The sequence below is a fragment of the Vibrio neonatus genome (assembly GCF_024346975.1).
Classification (GTDB): Bacteria; Pseudomonadota; Gammaproteobacteria; order Enterobacterales; family Vibrionaceae; genus Vibrio; species Vibrio neonatus.
In genome coordinates this window covers 1867362-1886256 of record NZ_AP024885.1, presented here as the reverse complement: position 1 = coordinate 1886256, position 18895 = coordinate 1867362, and the positions used below count along the sequence as shown (strand labels likewise).

Genomic DNA, 18895 nt, shown 5'->3' with positions numbered 1-18895 from the left:
TTATTGGCAATACTTAAAGAAAGGTCAGGTTGCAAATTTCAAGACCTGACCCCGCAAGTTTAGGCTATCGCGAGTTCTTTCTTTTGGTGAGCTAAGTACTCGTCGTAGGTGCCTTGGAAGTTAACTAGCTTTTTATCTTTTACGTCGATAATTGAAGTTGCCAATGATGAAACGAATTCACGGTCATGGCTGACAAAGATAAGCGTGCCTTGGTATTCTTTCAATGCGTTATTTAGCGCTTCGATGGCTTCCATATCCATGTGGTTGGTTGGCTCATCCATGACCAGTACGTTGATGTCTTGCATCATTAACTTGCCAAATAACAGACGGTTTTTCTCACCACCTGAGCAGTTTTTTGCTTTTTTGTTGGCATCGTCAGCGGTGAACAGTAAACGCCCTAGAATACCACGTACCATAAGATCATCGTGCTTGACGGTGCGCCATTGTGAAATCCAATCAAAGATAGATAAGTCATTGTCAAAATCGGCGGTGCTGTCTTGCGGGCAATAGCCGATTGAGGCGTTTTCTGACCATTTCACTACGCCTTGCGTTTGTTCTAGTTCTTTGACTAGGCAGCGTAATAATGTGGATTTACCGACGCCATTTTCTCCGATCACTGCTAGGCGAGTACCGGCTTCAAGCAGTAAATTACCTTGTTCAAATAGCAGTTCATCGTCAAATGAATGCCCTAAATCTTGCAATTCTAGTGCAAGTCTATGCAGTTTTTTACCTTCACCAAAGTCGATAGAAGGACTGATACGGCTGGAAGACTTGACCTCATCTAGCTTGATTTTATCCATCTTCTTAGCTCGTGAACTGGCTTGTTTCGCTTTAGAAGCATTTGCGCCAAAACGGTTCACAAAGTCTTGCAGTTCGTTAATTTCAGCCGCTTTCTTGGCATTACTTGCTAACAACTGCTCACGAATAAGGCCCGATGCTTCAAGGAAGTATTCATAGTTACCTGGATAAATACGAAGCTCGCCGTAATCGATATCAGCCATGTGGGTACAGACAGAGTTTAGGAAGTGACGGTCATGCGAGATAATGATCATGGTGCACTTACGTTGATTGAGCTCTTCACCTAGCCAGTTAATGGTGTGAATATCCAAGTTGTTGGTAGGTTCATCAAGTAGCAAAATATCTGGGTTGGCAAACAAGGCTTGCGCTAGCAACACACGCAGTTTCCAACCGGGAGCCACTTGCTGCATTAAGCCGAAGTGAAACTCTTCTTCAATGCCCGCCTGCAGTAATATGTCCCCAGCGCGGCTTTCTGCTGTGTAGCCATCCATCTCGGCAAATTCGCTTTCAAGTTCTGCGACTTTCATGCCATCTTCTTCGCTCATTTCTGGCAAAGAATAAATACGGTCACGCTCTTGTTTGATTTCCCAAAGCTTGCGATCACCCATGATCACAACGTCGATAACATTGTATTGCTCAAATGCGAACTGGTCTTGGCTTAATACGCCAAGTTTAAGCCCTGGAGTAATCGACACGTTACCTGAGCTCGGTGTTAGTGCACCACTTAGGATTTTCATAAAGGTTGATTTACCACACCCATTTGCGCCAATTAGGCCATAGCGGTTGCCGTTACCAAACTTAGCAGAGATGTTTTCAAATAGCGGCTCTGCGCCAAATTGCATGGTGATGTTTGCGGTAGATATCAAAGAAGAATTCCTAGGTATAGAAGTTGGAAATTGCCCAATCAAAGACAATGAATTTAGAGGCGACGAATTATACAGACTTATCACACAAATGACAGTTATGAGATGTAAGTCACAAGCGGGGTCAGGTCATGAAATTTGCACGGAAGAGCTGTTTATGGAGGATATACCGTCAACAAGGTGGCAAATAAGTTACAGGGGTCAGGTCTTGAAATTTGCACGGAAGGGCTGTTTATAGAAGATGTATTGCCAACCTTGATTTAAATGGTTGGCGAGTTGAACATAAAATAGAAGGTGAGTCGGTGCAAATTTCAAGACCTGACCCCCTAAATAAAAAAATGCCGCTCACAGGAGTGAACGGCATAGCTTTGTTGATGATTCGCTTATTCAGCTTGTTGAGGTTTTTGGTCCATACGGGTTGCGGCACGTATTTCATCAAAACTTGCGGTTAAATCATCGCTTGCTTTTGCTTCATAAGAAACGGCGAAGTTATCTAGGCGCACTTCAAATTTATTTTTTTGATAGAAGCTATCGGTTTTAATTTGATCGTTGGTCAAACTGCCGTCTTTGTCGACTATCATGTTGGCAAAGAGTTCGATGCTAGTATTGTCACCAGTATTAAATGTAGTGGTGACTTTTTTGAAGCAATCTTTATTTGAACCTTCTGGTGCGTTGGCTAGGTCTTTGTTATGCGCGAAATCTTCTTTTAGTAATGTACCTTTAAGAGATTCAGCTGCTACTGTACGTGCGCCAAAGCCAAGGGTTGCAAGGGATTTATCCCCCATTCTGTCACAGTAGTACATAGAGAATGTCACATCTGTGTTGGTTGGTAATCCACTGACAACACGAGTTACGCTAGGTTGTGCGGTAAAGTCATTTTTGGCATCGATATTGTTGCCATCTTCATCTGTACCATTAATGAAGCGTAAACGAATAGACCCTTCGCCAGAAAAGGCGCTGTCTTTAGAGCCGCCAACTTCACCTAGGCCTGCGACACTGTCTTCATGCTCAACCCAGTTTTCTCTATCACCTTTGTAGTATTGTGTGAAGTCGCCATCAACTAGAGGTGCATTTACAGTTACTGTTTCTGGAATGCCTAGAGAGATAGTCACTGTGTCATTTGAGCCAGTATCAAACGGTACTCTTACCCATTTGTATTGGTCGCCTTTCACATCACCTTTGGTGCTTGCAATGCCATCAACTGAAAGTTTGTAGTTACCTTTTACAAATGCACTTAGTTCGTAGTGATGGTTTGGCATAACGGCAATATCCTGACGCATATAACCATTGTCACTAAGAGCAAGTGTTTGACCTGAGAAGGCTTCTGCACCTGTCACTGTGTAACCGCCTTGACCTTGCCAATCTTCTAACCAGTTGTCAAAGTTGCTATTTTTGATGTCAGCGGTGACAACAATTGGGCTTGGTTTGGTGACTTTATAAGTCACAGGGCCTACATCTTTATAGGTCAATGGCGCAACAGTACGAGTGGTTGCATTTCTTTCATCGGCACCAATAGTGGTCATCGCACTACGCAACTGTCCATCCATGTCATAAGTAGGCGCTGTGAAGTTGCGGGTAACGTGTAATGTAGCATCTAAGTTTGGTGTGTTGGCTGTTGGACGATATAGGTGGTCGCCTTGTGTATTACGTTCAAGCTCAGCAGACTCAAAGCTATTTTGACTGGCAAGTTGAGACTCTTTTATACCATCGCTATCCGCGAATTGATTACCAGAGAATATATTGCCTAAGATTTCTGAGTTAGGTGGTAGGCCACGGTCAGAGCTTTTGAAGATAGGGCCAATCGCTTTTTCAACGATATTGTTTTCGATGAACACATTTTGAGGCTGTGTTTTTTTACCGCCGCCATCTAAGTTCAAGCTGTTTACACTGTCGACGATGGTGTTGTGAGCAATATGAACATTTTCAACTTGTTGATAGCCGTTGTCGCCATCACCTGCACCATCAGAGCCTAATAGAACAATACCGCCGTGGTGAGTGGTACTTAAGTAACGAGCGCCATCGATGTAGTTATTTTGGATAACGTGTCCGTTATCAACGATACGAATACCACCGGCAAGAGGGTAACCTTCGCCTAAAATAAAGTTGTTTTCGATATTGTTGTCGTGACCATGACGGTTAGTGAGTGAACCATTACTGTTTCTGATGGTGTTGAAACTAATAGTGTTTTCACTGGCTTTGTTAGAGATAACTTCTGCTTCACCTTGGATGTTTTCAAACAAGTTGCCAACAACAAAAGAGTGACTGGCTTGTTCGTGAGTTTCACTTAAGCCGGTACGAATAGCTTCGTAGTTATTATCTTGTGCACCAGCATAAATTTTGCCATCAGCGGGGGCACGGTTGGCAATGTAGTTTTTATAAACCACGATATTGTGCGCTCTTTGTTCGTCAGTCAGACCTTTTTCACGCACTAATGAAATCATAGGGTTAGCGGATGTTTTACCACTTAGAATACTGTGATCAAACCAGTTACCATCACCATAAAGTTTAACTAGGTTACCGGCTTTGCCTTGTCCTGTTCGTTTGTCTATTACAGTTTTTGGATCAATAACTGAAATCTCAGTAATACGACAATCTGTACAAGTAGTATTGTCATGACCACGAGTATTGATCATGGCACTTTTATAGGTGATGTCTTTAAATACTAAACCTTGAAGTCGGCTATGTTCGCCATTTAACGAGATAGAAATAACACCATCTTTAATAATTGCTTTACCTGAGTGTTCAGCGGCAACGGTCATGCCTCTTACCACCCTTAGGTCAAGGTCATCACTATATTCCCCATCGGCTAAACATAACGTAGAACCTGCTGCTAAAGTCTCAGGATGTCTTTCGGAATCCTTAGCAACCTTTTCTAAATCCTCTAGTGAATCAAATACTTTGTCACATTTTACTTCAGGGATTTTAGTCACACCTTCAGGAATACCGGTTGATCTAAATGCCGCGTCGTTTGCTTCAAATTTACTAATAGGCAGAGTCGGTGTTTGCACAATATCGGTTGCAGGCGAAATCTCAGCCATTTGTGGGATTTCTGTTGATGGTTCAATTTTTGCTGCGTCAACAACCTCAGTAGCCGGTGTCAGTTTAGATACATTAATGACTTCACTAGCAGACATTATTTTAGATGCATTGATTGCTTCGCTATTAGCGGGTGTTAGTTTAGATGCATCAATTGCTTCACTATTAGCGGGTGTTAGTTTTGACGCATCAATTGATTCACTATTAGCTGGTGTTAATATGGATGCATCAATTACTTCATTTTTAGACGGTGCTGCTGTATTAGATTCGCTATTACACCCAACGAGTGCCAAGCCAATTAATATAGCTAATGTTTTTCTTTTCATATTCGCGACCTCTTGTAATATTTATTTACAATATATTACGCTTGGGTCTTCGCTAAACAGTGATATATATCTTGTTTTTATTTCTGATAAAGTCTCGAATAACATATTGTTACAGTGATCTCTCTGTGTTTTTCCTTTAAAAACAGGTATTTAGAATGTTACTTTTTGCCGCTTAATTTCTTGTAGTATTTTAATATATATGTGATAAAGATCTCTATTTTATAATTATCGAATATATTGAAATGGGAGTGGTTATTTTATTCATGATTTCGAATAAATATTTCCAATAATATTCTAATATTTATGCATGTTAAGAAATGTAATTTATTTAATTAAATAAAAGATATAAAGTTAGACTTAAAAATCCCAATAGATAAAAGCTTCTTCCTGCTTAACCCCTAAAGCATGCAAATTTCAAGACCTGACCCCGCTGAATAATTATCTCAAAGTGCGGGGTCAGGTCTTGAAATTTGCAGTGTCGTGATTGATTGCTCCTTGCAATTCTATTATCAATTTAAATTTGATAATAATTCAAATATTGGTGTGTTTACGGATTTTGTTTGAGACTCTAATCTGTGTGCACATTTTTGAGGCATATCGCTTCATTTGCAGATGATTATAGAGAGACATCAAATGAGTAAACTGACTATCGTAGCCAATATCGTCGCGAATCCAGACAAAATTGAATTGGTAAAAGCCGAGCTATTAAAGCTGATTGATACTACTCGAGCAGAAGAGGGTTGCATCAATTACGACTTGCATCAAGATAATGAAAACCCAGCCCATTTTACCTTCTATGAGAACTGGGCATCGCGTGAACTATGGCAAGTACACATGGGTAATGCTCACTTAGCTGATTATATGGCTGCAACAGAAGGCGCGGTGGCGAGTTTTACACTAAATGAAATGACTCACATAGCGTGAGCAAATCGCAGTAAGTACGGCTTGTCCCGTTCACATGACTGAGTCATACCAAAACATTATCTACCGCGATAATCCACCACAATATCCACCGGAGTGTACTTATGTGTAAACAAATCAAAATGGGGGTGACAGACCTCTCTTTTCATCGCATCACCGCTTCTATTGTTAGCCATGTGTTGAGTGATATGGGTTTTCAGGTGCAGCGTATTTATTCACCGCATCAACAGAATTTTGCTAAGTTAAAATCGGCTGAAGTAGGAATGATTACATCGGCTTGGTTGCCATCAAGTCATGGCATTTATAAAGCTGATGTAGAGCAAGTCGAGCCTCTAGTTGAGCTAGGGTTGCATTACGAACCTTACGCACATTGGGGTGTGCCTGATTATGTCCCTGAACAATCAGTCAAAGAGGTAGCAGATTTACTCAAGCCTGAAGTTTTAGCGCGTATGAATAAAGATATTCAAGGCATTAATGCAGGGGCAGGGATCACTCGTTTTTCCATTCAAATGATGGAAGAGTATGGATTGAGCGCTGCGGGCTATCGTTTTCATACTGGCACAGAGCAAGATTGCTTTAGCGCGTTTGAACAAGCTGTGGCTGAGAAACAGTGGCTAATTGTGCCATTATGGAAGCCGCAATTTTTACATCACAAATATGCGATTAGAGAAGTGATTGAGCCTAAAGGCTTGTTAGGAATTGTTGACCGAGCTGTATTGCTGCTGCGTGAAGATCAAGCGAAAGTCTTCTCTCAAGAGCAACTAGATATCTTAGATCGCTTAAGATTCTCAAATGAAATCATTGCTGAGCTCGATTATAAAGTCTCTCGTGAAGGACGCGAAATTGATCAAGTGACGCGAGAGTGGTTAGACGCGCAGTCTTAAACTGAGATCAGTGGGTCAGGTGCAAATTTCAAGACCTGACCCCGCAAGTGCGGTGGGTGAGGTGCATGGTTAAGTAAGAGAGGCTGACGCTTGTTAGTGTGACGAGCGGGATATAAATTGCCACGTCTATGTATGCTAATAGCCAATGATCAAAAAGTGACGTTATAGATTTGATAAATAAAGGGTGTATTAGGTAGACCCCAAAACTATACGCTGCCAATTGTGTTAGTTTTAAATTTTTATTGAGGTGCTGTTTGATTAAGAGAAATAGCGCAATTGAAGCAATAACAACGTTGATGCTCAAGTAAGAATAAAAATACAAATGGGTAATGAAATAGCTACCTAAGACTGTGATTACCACACTAGTAATCAGGGCGATGGTTGCCCATCTCGAATTCAGCTTTATCTCATATTTCCCAATATAGCCTCCTAGACAGAAATAACCGATATAGTTTAAAAACTCATGGGTAAATAAGCTGATTTTTGCATTCAAGTTAAAATACAGCAGCACAATGTCGGACACAGCAGATAGCATTGCTAATGCAAAGCAAAGGCTGATGAGGAGCAATAGCTCCTTTTGCGTGATTGAGTTGCTGATGATTCTTAATACAGGGGTGATGAGATATAAGAAAGGTATCATGAACAAATACCAAAGATGATAGTAAGGCTCTCCCAATACCCAACCTTTTGCAACCGTAAAATAAGCACTGGATAAGTCGTCGTTTAGAGCGTGTTTTACTATCACCCACAGTGAGTAAAACACAGACCAAAAAATTAAAGGCGTTAAAATTCGTCGACAACGTTTTTTGAAGAAGAGACGGTGACTATCTGTTTTATTTAGCAAAAAATAGCCACTGATCATCACAAATAGCGGGATACACCACAGGCTGATAGAGATGTAAATATTGCCTGCCCACCAACTGGCGCTGCCATAGAATGGGTTATGAACATCGATGTCACTGACAAACTCGGAAGCGACATGCAATAACACCACGGCAATGACACTTAAAGCGCGCAAGTTATCGGCCCATAGTAGGCGTGAGTGATGGGTTTTATTCACTATTTTTATCTCGAAGTCATTTCGCTCAATCTAACATTATTTTGCGAAAATTCGCTCGCTCAGCGAACGCTAATGCGTCATAGCACATTAAAAAAGGGTCTGAATGCTATATTCAGACCCTTTACTATTATTGCTATAGCTCACCAAGCGTTAGTTCAAACGTTGGCAAGCACAGCCGGTTAATTACATACGCTCTAGCGTTTGGATACCCAGTAGAGATAGACCTTGTTTGATAGTCTTCGCTGTTAGTGCAGCAAGTTGTAGACGGCTTTGTTTAACCGCTTCGTTTTCTGCTACTAAGATTGGGCATGCTTCGTAGAAGCCAGAGAATTGACCTGCTAGTTCAAATAGGTAGCTACACATGATGTGCGGTTGACCTTCACGAGCGACAGATTGTACCGCTTCTTCAAACTGTAGCAGTTTAGCGATAAGTGCTTTTTCTTTTTCATCAGTAACGATGATATCGCCTTGCAAGTCATCCATAGACACGCCCGCTTTAGCGAAGATAGACGCAACACGAGTGTAGGCATATTGCATGTAAGGCGCTGTATTGCCTTCAAATGCTAACATGTTGTCCCAATCGAACACGTAGTCTGTAGTGCGGTGTTTAGATAGGTCAGCGTATTTTACTGCCGCCATTGCCACTGTGGTTGCGATGGATTTTTTCTCATCTTCCGCAAGCGTTGGGTTTTTAGACTCAATCAGTTTTTGTGCGCGCTCTTCCGCTTCATCTAGAAGATCGACAAGGCGAACTGTACCACCTGCACGAGTCTTAAATGGACGACCGTCTTTGCCTAGCATCATGCCAAATGCGTGGTGCTCAAGAGACACTTCTTCTGGGACATAACCAGCTTTACGCACGATAGTCCATGCTTGCATTAGATGCTGATGCTGACGTGAATCGATGAAGTAAAGAATGCGGTCTGCGCCCAGTTCTTCATAACGGTATTTCGCACATGCAATATCGGTGGTGGTGTATAGGAAGCCGCCGTCACGTTTTTGCACGATAACGCCCATAGGGTCGCCATCTTTGTTTTTGAACTCATCAAGGAATACAACTTGAGCGCCGTCATCTTCTTGCGCTAAGCCTTTTTCTTTAAGGTCAGCAACAACGTTAGCCAACATGTGGTTGTATTGGCTTTCGCCCATCACGTCGTCACGAGTCAGTGATACGTTTAGACGGTCGTAGTTAAGCTGGTTTTGTTGCATGGTGATGTCAACCAACTTTCTCCACATGTCTACGCAGAATTTGTCGCCGCTTTGCAGCTTAACGACGTAGTTACGTGCTTTAACTGCAAACTCTTCGTCTTCGTCATATAGCTTTTTAGATTCGCGGTAAAAGCCTTCCAGATCAGACAGTTTCATTGAAACTTCGCCTTCTTGTTCTTGAACGCGTTCAAGGTTAGCAATCAGCATACCAAACTGAGTACCCCAGTCACCGATGTGGTTAGCACGGATAACTTTATGGCCTAAGAACTCTAAAGTACGCACTACCGCATCACCAATGATGGTTGAGCGAAGGTGGCCTACGTGCATTTCTTTAGCCACGTTAGGTGCAGAGTAGTCCGCGACGATAGTTGTTGGCGCGTCAGTCGATACACCAAGGCGAGAGTCAGCCAGTGCAGCTTTTGCTGATTTGGCTAGGAAATCTTCGCTAAGGAAGATGTTGATAAAGCCAGGGCCAGCAATTTCAGTTTTGCTAGCAATACCGTCAAGGTCTAGGTGCTCAAGCACTTTTTGAGCAAATTCTCGTGGGTTTGTACCTAGTCGTTTTGCTACGCCCATTACGCCGTTGGCTTGGTAGTCACCAAACTGAGCTTTTGCAGATTGACGCACTGCTGCCGGGCTACCCGCTGGGGCGCCTGCGGCTTCTAGTGCTTGAGATACTTTGTCGTTAATAAGTGCTTGAATATTCACACGCAATTCCTTCAATTCAAGGAGTGTCAAGAAAGCTAATAAAGTGCTTTCGTGCCGTAGTTCACAAAAATGTAGGTAATAATAACAAGTTAATGCCCAATCTAAAAGTGCTCCAACTAGTGCAATCTCGAATAAATCTATAGTAAAACTCTGTGTTGCAGGTAAACTTTTGCAAAAGCGCCAAAAAATAAAGAAAAGGCTAAAAAATGACACCTTTATTCGCAGCCGGCCTGCACCCGCAACAGATGCTAGAACGAGTGGAAGCGTTTGCGCAAAAGATAGAAGCATTAGGGCAGGAGATCGGCTTAGAGCTTACTCAATTTCAGGCCGATCATATTGCGCTACGCATTAATGATGCGCAGTTAGCCAAATTGGCACATCAAGCGTGGCTAGAGCAGGGACAGACACTGTCAGAAGCGCAGATTAATGGCAGACCAATCGTAGTCATCGCTTTTAATACGCCCATTCAGGTAGGCGCTTGGTCTATTGAGTGTTTGGAGCTTCCATACCCTGCGGCGGGCAAAATCTATCCGGCTCAAGATTGGGAACATATTGAATTTGTGGTGCCGTCAGATAAAGAGCACGCCAGTGACTATTTAGCTGATTTACAGCAGCGCTTTACTCGCTTTTTACCTAATGATGATTTGAAAATGAAATTATCGAGCCCGAAAGGGGAAGGGGAGCGTTTAGCCAATCCAACCATAGCGTTTAAAAAAGACGGGGTTTGCATCAAACTGCATCCGCACTCTTTAAAGCGCATTGTTGAATCAGAGCAAGCATAAGCAACTGCCGATTATGGTGCAGTTGCTTACTGTCTATACTTTAAATAAGGCGTTTATAAAATAGCGTTCTTATAAAATAACCGTCTTATTGCCGTACACAAATACGTGGTCATTCACCACTTTATTGAGCGCTTTACTCAATACGTTTTTCTCAACATCACGACCGGCTTGCGCCATATCTTGCGCACTAAAGTTGTGATCCACAGGAATCACATCTTGTTTGATGATTGGGCCTTCATCTAAATCATTTGTCACAAAGTGCGCAGTGGCGCCGATGATTTTCACGCCGCGCTCATACGCTTGCAAATAAGGTTTTGCACCAATAAATGCCGGCAAGAAACTGTGGTGAATATTGATAATGCGATTTTGATAATGCTCAACGAAGCTCGGAGTTAAAATGCGCATGTATTTTGCTAGCACGATGTAATCGGCGTCAAAATCATCAATGGCTTCTTGAACTTTCAGCTCGTGTCCTTCGCGCGACAAGCCTTCATGGCTGACGTGACGAAATGGAATATCAAATTTTTCGACCAATGGCTGCAAAATATCGTAGTTACTGACCACTGCGGTAACGTCGACATTCAAACTGCCATCGAACGTCTTCATTAAAATATCACCTAGGCAGTGAGATTCTTTGGTGACGAGCACCACTACTTTTTTCTTGCTCGAATCAACCAGAGTCTTTTCTGCATTATTTGGCAGTGCAAAGTCGAGATCTTCTTTAAATACCGCATCGTTGAAATTGCCTTCAAGCTCGGTACGCATAAAAAAGTGCCCGCTAGTATTATCAACAAACTCATTATTATGAATGATGTTTAGCTGGTGTTTGTAACAGATATTGGTGATCTTTGCGATCAAGCCAGGCTCGTCTGAGCAATGCGTTAATAGGGTTTTTCTTTCCATGATAACTCTTTGATAACAGGTTGATAATGATTGATGATTTTTTCATCCTCTTCCTTGACAGTATCGAATTATCGTCTAGCTTGCAAATTGATCCGCTTATGCTGTCGGGTGTCGCGCCTGAGTCTAAAAGCTGACATAATTATTTTTTGATGCACAAAACGGATCTAAAGGCTTTTTTTGAATATCAGCACGGTTTTTTCTCGCGATGGCGCTCTTGGTAAAGCGATCTCTGGTTTTCAGCCAAGGGATGAGCAAACGCGCATGGCGCAAAGTGTTGTGCAAGCCATCAAAGAGCAAAGTCAGTTGGTGGTGGAAGCGGGCACAGGTACGGGCAAAACTTTTGCTTATTTAGCGCCTGCGCTATTAAGTGGTAAAAAAACCATAGTTTCAACCGGTTCAAAAAACCTGCAAGAGCAGTTGTATCATCGTGACCTGCCGCTAATGAAAGATGCGCTGGGTTTTACTGGGCGCATTGCATTGCTAAAGGGGCGCTCAAATTACCTGTGTTTAGACAGGTTAAGTCGTCAGTTGGTGGAAAGTCATAGCCACGATTCCGACCCACAACTTTTGAGTCAGTTAGTTAAAGTGCGCTCTTGGTCGTCATCGACTCAAAGTGGCGATCTGGGTGAGTGTGAAGACTTGGCCGAAGACAGTAAAGTGATCCCCGATATCACCTCGACCAATGAAAACTGTTTAGGCAAAGAGTGCCCAAGTTTTAACGAGTGCTTTGTTTTTAAAGCGCGCGCTAAAGCCTTAGAAGCGGACTTAGTGGTGGTTAACCACCACCTGTTTTTAGCGGATATGGCGGTTAAAGAAACCGGTTTTGGTGAGTTATTGCCGGAGGCGGAAGTGTTTATTTTTGATGAAGCGCATCAAATTCCAGATATTGCCAGCCAATACTTTGGGCAGTCGATGAGCTCCAAGCAAATTGCCGATTTGGCTAAGGACATTGAAATTGGCTATCGCACCGAAGCCAAAGACATGCGTCAATTGCAAAAAGTGGCGGATAAATTAATCAGCTCAGCCTCTGAAATGCGCCTAGCATTAGGTGAACCGGGCTTTCGCGGCAATTGGCGTGACGCATTAAAAAATCCCAAAGTACAACGCGAAATCGAGCGTCTGCAAGATGCATTGTCCTTATGCCGAGAAGTATTGAAAGTCGCCTTGGGGCGAAGTCAGTTGCTCGACACTGCTTTTGATCGCACCACCCAGATCCAAAACAGGCTGACGCGGGTCTGTGATATCTCAATCATGGGTTATTCGTATTGGTTTGAGTGTACCCCTCGTCACTTTTCCCTCAACATCACTCCATTATCGGTGGCGAACAAGTTTCAAGAGCAAGTGGATAATCATGGCGGCACTTGGATATTTACCTCGGCAACTCTTTCGGTGTCGGGAGATTTTCATTACTTCACCTCTCGCTTAGGACTAAATACTGAGCATAGTTTGGCGCTGAACAGCCCCTTTGATTATCAGTCTCAAGCCAGATTGTGCGTGCCACGATACTTACCTGAACCCAATAGCCCGCAAATGGCGCAGAAACTGGTGTCGATGTTAACGCCAGTCATTGAAGCAAACAAAGGTCGCTGTTTTTGCCTGTGCACCTCGCATGCAATGATGAAAGATCTCACTGAGCGCTTTCGTCAGCGTCTAGAGTTTCCAGTATTGATGCAAGGGGAAAGCAGCAAGCAGGCACTACTAAAAGAGTTTACTGAATTAGGCGATGCACTGCTGGTGGCAACGGGCGCATTTTGGGAAGGGATAGATGTTAGAGGTGATGCGTTAAGCTGTGTTATTATTGACAAATTACCCTTTACCGCCCCAGATGATCCATTATTAAAAGCGCGCATTGAAGATTGTAAGCTCAATGGCGGTGAACCCTTTTTTGATGTTCAGCTTCCTGATGCAGTTATCGCATTAAAACAGGGAGTGGGGCGTCTAATTCGAGACAAAAGCGATAAAGGTGCGTTGATTATCTGTGATAATCGTTTAGTCACTCGTGATTACGGCAAAATGTTTTTATCCAGTTTGCCGCCGATACCGCGCACCCGCAGTCTGTCAAATACGATACATTTTTTGCAGTCAGGGAACGATGAAAGCGTTTCAGACTCATAATAAGTACAACGAATAACTGAGAAATAGATGAAAGCAAAAATTCTAGCACTAGATACTTCCACTGAATTTTGTTCAGCCGCTCTTATGATTGATGGCGAAGTATTGTTTAGCGGTGAAGTGGCTCCTAGAGAGCACACCACCAAGATCTTACCTATGGTTGATAAATTACTGGTGGATGCTGGCGTTAAATTAACGGATTTGGATGCTTTGGCATTTGGTCGCGGTCCGGGCAGCTTCACTGGGGTAAGAATTGGCATTGGTATCGCACAAGGGCTAGCGTTTGGCGCAGACTTACCTATGTTAGGTGTGTCTACGCTGCAAGCTATGGCGCAAGGCGCGTATCGCGTACAAGGCGCAACTCATGTTGCCGCGGCAATTGATGCGCGTATGAGTGAAGTATACTGGGCGCGTTACAATCGTTTAGCGTCAGGAAAATGGCAAACTCAAGATGCTGAGTGTGTAGTGCCGCCACAACAACTTGCCGAGCAAGAACTAGAAAGTACTCAGGTTTGGGCGCAAGTTGGTACTGGTTGGGATGCATATGCTGATGAATTTAAAGCACTTAAATTAAAACGTAGTGAAACAGGCGTGCTTTATCCTGAATCACAAGATATTGTCGTACTTGCACAACATGAACTTGAAGCCGGTCATCAATTGAACGCAGAGCAAGCTTCTCCTGTGTATTTACGTGACAAGGTAGCTTGGAAAAAATTACCGGGTCGTGAGTAATTGGTAAAAAATGAATGGGCGAATACATGGAGGTATTATGGTTAGGATTTTAGGAATATTGATTTTGAGTGCGGTGATGGCTGGATGCAGCTCTTTACCAGAACCTTTAGTGTCATCAAACAAGTCGGTTATCACCGATTACGATACTTGGCTCAATGATGAACAAGGTAATGCCGCTGAGATTCGTCTTGGCGGTGTGATTGCTAAGGTGACCAATTTAGAACAAAAAACGCGTTTAGAATTGGTCAATTTACCGATTGGTAAGAATGGCAAACCTGATATTAACGTCGAGCCTAAAGGTCGATTTGTGGCTTACATTGATGGCTTTATCGATCCTACCACTTTTTCCGAAGGGCGTTTGGTGACTGTATTAGGTCAATCTGATGGCATCGAGCAAGGAAAAGTAGGCGAGTTTGATTATCGTTTTCCGGTGTTGAGTGCCAGCGGTTACCATTTGTGGCAAGTTCGCGAAAAAGTCATTGTGTATGATCAGCCATTAACTAGCTTCCCATGTCGTTCATTACACTGTCGTCAATCTCGTTATGGCTATGGTCCAAGCACTGGACAAGTTATTCAGAGCGTAGAGTAGTGCTAACAGAACAAACCTTTCAGGTTCGACATTATGCGTTATCTGCATTGTGCTTCGAACCTGAGCAATTCACAAGATGCATTGTATTTTTGCACGGTTGGTTAGATAATGCCGCGTCCTTTCTCCCTCTGATAGAGGAGATGCAAAAGCAAAACTCTGCTGTGAAGCTAGTGGCTTTGGATCTTCCCGGTCACGGTTTAAGCTCTCATGCTAGAGATGGCTTTTATCCCTTTCATGATTATATCGATACGCTCAATCAAGTGATCGTACAGCTGAAACAGCAGAGCACATGCCCTGTGGTATTGGTTGGACACTCCCTTGGTGCTTTGATTGCCAGTTGCTATAGCGCGGCGTTCCCCGAGCACATTGATTACCTTGTACAAATAGAAGGTTACGGGCCTATTTCTGAGCCTGAACAAAATGCATTGCAGCGACTGAGAAAAGGCGTACTTAGCCGTCAGCGCGTGATGCAAAAGCCTGAGCGTTATTTTAATAGCCAAGCTCAGATGAAAGAGTTGCGTGCCATGCGTTATGGTTTGACGGTTTCACAAGTAGCAGCGCTGGTGGAGCGAGACAGTCAACATAGTGATAAAGGATGGCAATGGCGGCACGACAAAAAACTCAAAGCAAATTCGCTGTATCGTATGTCACCTAGCCATAGCCAGTAGGTGATAGAGGCTTTGCCTAGCTCCAACTTATTAGTGTTAGGAGATAAAGGTTTTAAGCATTTGGATGTAAATTGCGCATCAAACACAAAAATCATACAGGTTGCAGGTGGTCATCATTGTCATTTCACCTCGCCGCACCCTATAGCGTTCGCAATCTTCGAGTTAATTTTGCCGTTACAGTGAGCTTTTGTGACTCAAGTTTGAGTGAATATCAAAATTCCTACTATCTTGTAATGGAATCGCAATAAAACAAATAAATTCAACCTGATAGTCGTATATAATGCGCTACTATTTTTTTCAGGAGTATTAACGTGAATAAACCTTGGCTCTCTCGATATCCTTCTGACGTTCCAGAGATGATTGACCCTGATTCTTACTCTTCTTTAATTGAGATGTTTGAAAACAGCGTGCATAAATTTGCCGACCAACCCGCCTTCACCAATATGGGTTCGGTAATGACCTACCGTAAGCTCGAAGAAAGAAGTCGTGCATTTGCAGCTTACCTACAAAATGAATTAAAACTGAAAAAAGGCGACCGAGTTGCCTTAATGATGCCAAACCTGCTGCAATACCCAATTGCCTTGTTTGGTGTATTGCGCGCAGGCTGTATTGCGGTAAACGTAAACCCGTTATACACCCCGCGTGAGCTTGAGCATCAACTCAATGATGCACAGGTCGAAACCATTGTTATCGTGTCTAATTTTGCCAACACACTAGAGCAAATTGTTGATAACACTGAGGTGAAAAACGTAGTTCTGACTAGCCTAGGACAAATGCTTCCTAGAGCAAAAGGCACCGTAGTCGACTTTGTGGTTAAATACGTAAAAGGCATGGTGCCTAAATACGATTTGCCGGGCGCAATTTCATTTAGAAAAGCGTTACATAAAGGTCGTCGCCTACAGTATGTGAAACCGTTTTTAAGCGGTGAAGACATTGCCTTTTTGCAATACACCGGCGGCACCACAGGTGTAGCAAAAGGCGCGGTACTGACTCATCGCAATATGGTTGCCAATGTACTGCAAGCAAAAGGTGCGTACTTAGGCAAACTCGAAGTCGGCAAAGAATTAGTAGTTACGGCATTGCCGCTTTACCACATCTTTGCACTGACCGTGAACGGTCTATTGTTCTTAGAGTTGGGTGCGAATAACCTGCTTATTACTAACCCGCGTGATATTCCAACCTTTGTCAAAGAGCTGAAAAAAGTGCCATTTACTGCCATTACTGGGGTAAATACCTTATTTAATGCTTTGGTCAATAATGAAGATTTCCATGAGTTAGACTTTAGCCACATGCATTTAGCTGTGGGCGGCGGCATGGCCGTACAAAAAGCGGTGGCAGAAAAATGGAAAAAGACCACAGGCGTCTTTTTGCTAGAAGGCTACGGTTTGACGGAATGTTCTCCATTGGTTTCTGGCTGCCCGCACGATATGTCAGATTACAATGGCTCGATTGGTTTGCCTGTGCCTTCTACCGAAGTGCGCATTGTAAATGATGACGGTGAAGTGCTACCAAATACCGAAGTGGGCGAGTTGCAAGTTCGTGGTCCTCAAGTAATGCAAGGTTACTGGCAACGCCCAGAAGCCACTCGTGAAGTGATTTCACAAGATGGTTGGTTATCGACAGGCGACGTGGTTAAGTTTGATGAAGAGGGCTTCTTACACATAGTTGATCGTAAGAAAGATATGATTCTGGTTTCAGGGTTTAATGTCTATCCAAACGAAATTGAAGATGTGGTTGCCCTGCACGGGAAAGTGTTAGAAGTGGCTGCCATTGGTGAGGCGCATGAAGTGTCAGGAGAAGTGGTTAAGATCTGCGTGGTGAAACGCGACCCTTCTTTGACTAAAGATGAGCTAATTAGCCATTGCCGTTTGCATCTAACTGGTTATAAGATACCTAAGATTGTTGCCTTTATGGAAGATCTACCGAAAACAAACGTGGGTAAGATCTTGCGTCGTGAATTGCGCACTAAGGTAACGACAGAAAAATCGGCATAGCGGTAACTGACAAAGTTTACTTCTAACCGATACTGAACATAAGCCCTCACTAAGCTGGCGCAATCGGCGCATGCGATGTGGGGGCGTTTTAATTAGGGTATAAGAGCATTTTGAATTATCAAATAGTGACAGACACTCAAACTCTGGCACAAGCGTGCAACCAAGCACGACAGAAAGCAGCCGTTATGTTGGATACGGAGTTTGTTCGTACCCGCACCTTTTTCCCACAGCTTGGCTTGGTGCAAATGTATGATGGTGAACTTCTCAGCCTGATTGATACTTCTGTTATTGACGATATCACGCCAATGGTGGAGTTGCTTCAAGACCAAGATTTACTCAAAGTGTTGCATGCTTGTGGTGAAGACATCGAAGTATTCCAGCATCACTTCCACACCATACCAACGCCAATGGTAGATACTCAGGTCATGGCCGCATTTTTAGGGCACGGGCTTTCTACAGGCTTTGCCAGCCTAGTCAATGAGTATTTGTCCGTCGAGTTGGATAAGAGTGAAGCGCGTACCGATTGGCTAGCAAGACCGCTGACCGCAAAACAATTAGATTACGCCGCTGCCGATGTATTCTATCTACAACCTTTGTTTGACAAACTGCAAGCGTCATTGCAAGAGTCAGGCTACTGGGACAACGCACTGCAAGAGTCTGAATTGCAGGTGTCAAAACGCATTCGTCATCATGAGCCAGAAAAAGCGTATTTAGATATTAAAGGGGCATGGCAGTTGTCACCAAAACAGCTGAGTGTACTCAAGCCATTGGCAACTTGGCGTTATGAAACGGCACTGCGCAAAGATTTGGCGCTTAACTTTGTGTTTAAAGAAGCCGACTTACTCACCGTCGCTCGCTTTAATTTAACCTCTAGTCGCGATATGGAGCGTGAGCAGTGTGATGTACGTTCAGTGCGTCGTTACAGCGCTGTGATAGCCAATATTGTACGTAAAGCACAATCGACGCCAGAGTCAGAATGGCCGCAAAAGGTCGATCGCTTAGTGGATTTACCCACTTATAAGCAAACATTTAAAGTGCTAAAAGATGAAGTGAATAAGGTAGTGAAACAATCGCACCTTGCGCCAGAATTTTTAGCCTCTAAAAAGCAAGTCAATCAGCTAATTTCTTGGGTGTGGCGAAAAGATCAGGCGGCAGAGTTTACCCCTGATTTAATGCAAGGTTGGCGCAAGCCATTACTGGGCGATAAATTGCTAGAAAAGCTGAAATAAGAAGCCAAATTAGCAGTAGAAACTTAAGACAAAAAAGAGGCGATGAATATTCATCGCCTTTCTCTTCATTATGCTATTGGT

General features: G+C 43.2%; 15 protein-coding genes. 10 read left to right on the top strand and 5 right to left on the bottom strand.

The features are described 5' to 3' along the window. Positions 1–59: 59 nt before the first annotated feature. The gene (locus OCU38_RS08695; RefSeq protein ID WP_261822778.1) at positions 60–1664 is read right to left on the bottom strand and encodes an ABC-F family ATPase; all 1605 of its coding nucleotides are present in this window, start codon (positions 1662–1664) and stop codon (positions 60–62) included. A 380-nt stretch (positions 1665–2044) separates the two neighbouring features. Next, positions 2045–4795 carry a polysaccharide lyase 6 family protein gene (locus OCU38_RS08690; RefSeq protein ID WP_261822777.1) on the bottom strand — a complete coding sequence of 917 codons (2751 nt, stop codon included), beginning with the start codon at positions 4793–4795 and terminating at the stop codon, positions 2045–2047. On the opposite strand from OCU38_RS08690, the gene OCU38_RS08685 reads away from it, so the two are divergent. The 3 genes from OCU38_RS08685 to OCU38_RS08675 all read left to right on the top strand — a co-directional run bounded on the left by OCU38_RS08685 (position 4776) and on the right by OCU38_RS08675 (position 6828). Further along, positions 4776–5141 (top strand): hypothetical protein, encoded by a 366-nt coding sequence (locus OCU38_RS08685; protein ID WP_261822776.1) that lies wholly within the window; start codon positions 4776–4778, stop codon positions 5139–5141. The two genes, OCU38_RS08690 and OCU38_RS08685, sit on opposite strands and share 20 nt — an antisense overlap. Before the next feature lie 515 nt (positions 5142–5656). Beyond that, positions 5657–5947, top strand: a complete 291-nt coding sequence (locus OCU38_RS08680) for a putative quinol monooxygenase (RefSeq protein WP_261822775.1) — start codon at positions 5657–5659, stop codon at positions 5945–5947. Between the two features lie 101 nt (positions 5948–6048). Then, positions 6049–6828: a glycine betaine ABC transporter substrate-binding protein gene (locus OCU38_RS08675; RefSeq protein ID WP_261822774.1), complete on the top strand. Its 780-nt coding sequence runs from the start codon at positions 6049–6051 to the stop codon at positions 6826–6828. Between the two features lie 28 nt (positions 6829–6856). Here OCU38_RS08675 and OCU38_RS08670 read toward each other — a convergent pair whose 3' ends face one another. Both OCU38_RS08670 and argS read right to left on the bottom strand, forming a co-directional pair. Continuing rightward, entirely contained in the window at positions 6857–7888 is a 1032-nt protein-coding gene (locus tag OCU38_RS08670; protein WP_261822773.1) for an acyltransferase, read from the bottom strand. Between the two features lie 183 nt (positions 7889–8071). Next, positions 8072–9805, bottom strand: a complete 1734-nt coding sequence (gene argS / locus OCU38_RS08665) for an arginine--tRNA ligase (RefSeq protein WP_261822772.1) — start codon at positions 9803–9805, stop codon at positions 8072–8074. A 206-nt stretch (positions 9806–10011) separates the two neighbouring features. Here argS and OCU38_RS08660 point away from each other — a divergent pair, with 206 nt between their 5' ends. Continuing rightward, positions 10012–10587, top strand: coding sequence for a VOC family protein (locus OCU38_RS08660; RefSeq protein ID WP_261822771.1), 576 nt, complete (start codon positions 10012–10014; stop codon positions 10585–10587). Positions 10588–10656: 69 nt separating this feature from the next. On the opposite strand, the gene purU is transcribed toward OCU38_RS08660, so the two are convergent. Beyond that, complete coding sequence (gene purU / locus OCU38_RS08655) at positions 10657–11490, bottom strand: formyltetrahydrofolate deformylase (RefSeq protein WP_261822770.1); 834 nt, start codon at positions 11488–11490, stop codon at positions 10657–10659. Positions 11491–11667: 177 nt separating this feature from the next. On the opposite strand from purU, the gene OCU38_RS08650 reads away from it, so the two are divergent. The 6 genes from OCU38_RS08650 (at position 11668) to rnd (ending at position 18814) form a co-directional block, all read left to right on the top strand. Further along, on the top strand, positions 11668–13605 hold the full coding sequence (locus OCU38_RS08650; protein WP_261822769.1) for an ATP-dependent DNA helicase: 1938 nt from the start codon (positions 11668–11670) through the stop codon (positions 13603–13605). 27 nt (positions 13606–13632) lie between these two features. After that, complete coding sequence (gene tsaB, locus OCU38_RS08645) at positions 13633–14334, top strand: tRNA (adenosine(37)-N6)-threonylcarbamoyltransferase complex dimerization subunit type 1 TsaB (protein ID WP_261822768.1); 702 nt, start codon at positions 13633–13635, stop codon at positions 14332–14334. A gap of 37 nt (positions 14335–14371) precedes the next feature. Next, the gene (locus OCU38_RS08640; RefSeq protein ID WP_261822767.1) at positions 14372–14923 is read left to right on the top strand and encodes a Slp family lipoprotein; all 552 of its coding nucleotides are present in this window, start codon (positions 14372–14374) and stop codon (positions 14921–14923) included. Continuing rightward, complete coding sequence (locus OCU38_RS08635; RefSeq protein WP_261822766.1) at positions 14923–15591, top strand: alpha/beta hydrolase; 669 nt, start codon at positions 14923–14925, stop codon at positions 15589–15591. Before OCU38_RS08640 ends, OCU38_RS08635 begins: the two co-directional genes overlap by 1 nt. Before the next feature lie 311 nt (positions 15592–15902). Then, positions 15903–17585: a long-chain-fatty-acid--CoA ligase FadD gene (gene fadD, locus OCU38_RS08630; protein ID WP_261822765.1), complete on the top strand. Its 1683-nt coding sequence runs from the start codon at positions 15903–15905 to the stop codon at positions 17583–17585. Between the two features lie 110 nt (positions 17586–17695). Then, on the top strand, positions 17696–18814 hold the full coding sequence (gene rnd / locus OCU38_RS08625; RefSeq protein ID WP_261822764.1) for a ribonuclease D: 1119 nt from the start codon (positions 17696–17698) through the stop codon (positions 18812–18814). Positions 18815–18895: the final 81 nt, after the last annotated feature.

What these genes read in the sequence shown, in the direction of transcription:
- OCU38_RS08685 (WP_261822776.1), top strand. Translation starts at nt 4,776, where the DNA reads ATGACTTCACTAGCAGACATTATTTTAGATGCATTGATTGCTTCGCTA.
- OCU38_RS08690 (WP_261822777.1), bottom strand. Translation starts at nt 4,795, where the DNA reads ATGTCTGCTAGTGAAGTCATTAATGTATCTAAACTGACACCGGCTACT.
- OCU38_RS08680 (WP_261822775.1), top strand. Translation starts at nt 5,657, where the DNA reads ATGAGTAAACTGACTATCGTAGCCAATATCGTCGCGAATCCAGACAAA.
- OCU38_RS08675 (WP_261822774.1), top strand. Translation starts at nt 6,049, where the DNA reads ATGTGTAAACAAATCAAAATGGGGGTGACAGACCTCTCTTTTCATCGC.
- OCU38_RS08660 (WP_261822771.1), top strand. Translation starts at nt 10,012, where the DNA reads ATGACACCTTTATTCGCAGCCGGCCTGCACCCGCAACAGATGCTAGAA.
- purU (WP_261822770.1), bottom strand. Translation starts at nt 11,490, where the DNA reads ATGGAAAGAAAAACCCTATTAACGCATTGCTCAGACGAGCCTGGCTTG.
- tsaB (WP_261822768.1), top strand. Translation starts at nt 13,633, where the DNA reads ATGAAAGCAAAAATTCTAGCACTAGATACTTCCACTGAATTTTGTTCA.
- OCU38_RS08640 (WP_261822767.1), top strand. Translation starts at nt 14,372, where the DNA reads ATGGTTAGGATTTTAGGAATATTGATTTTGAGTGCGGTGATGGCTGGA.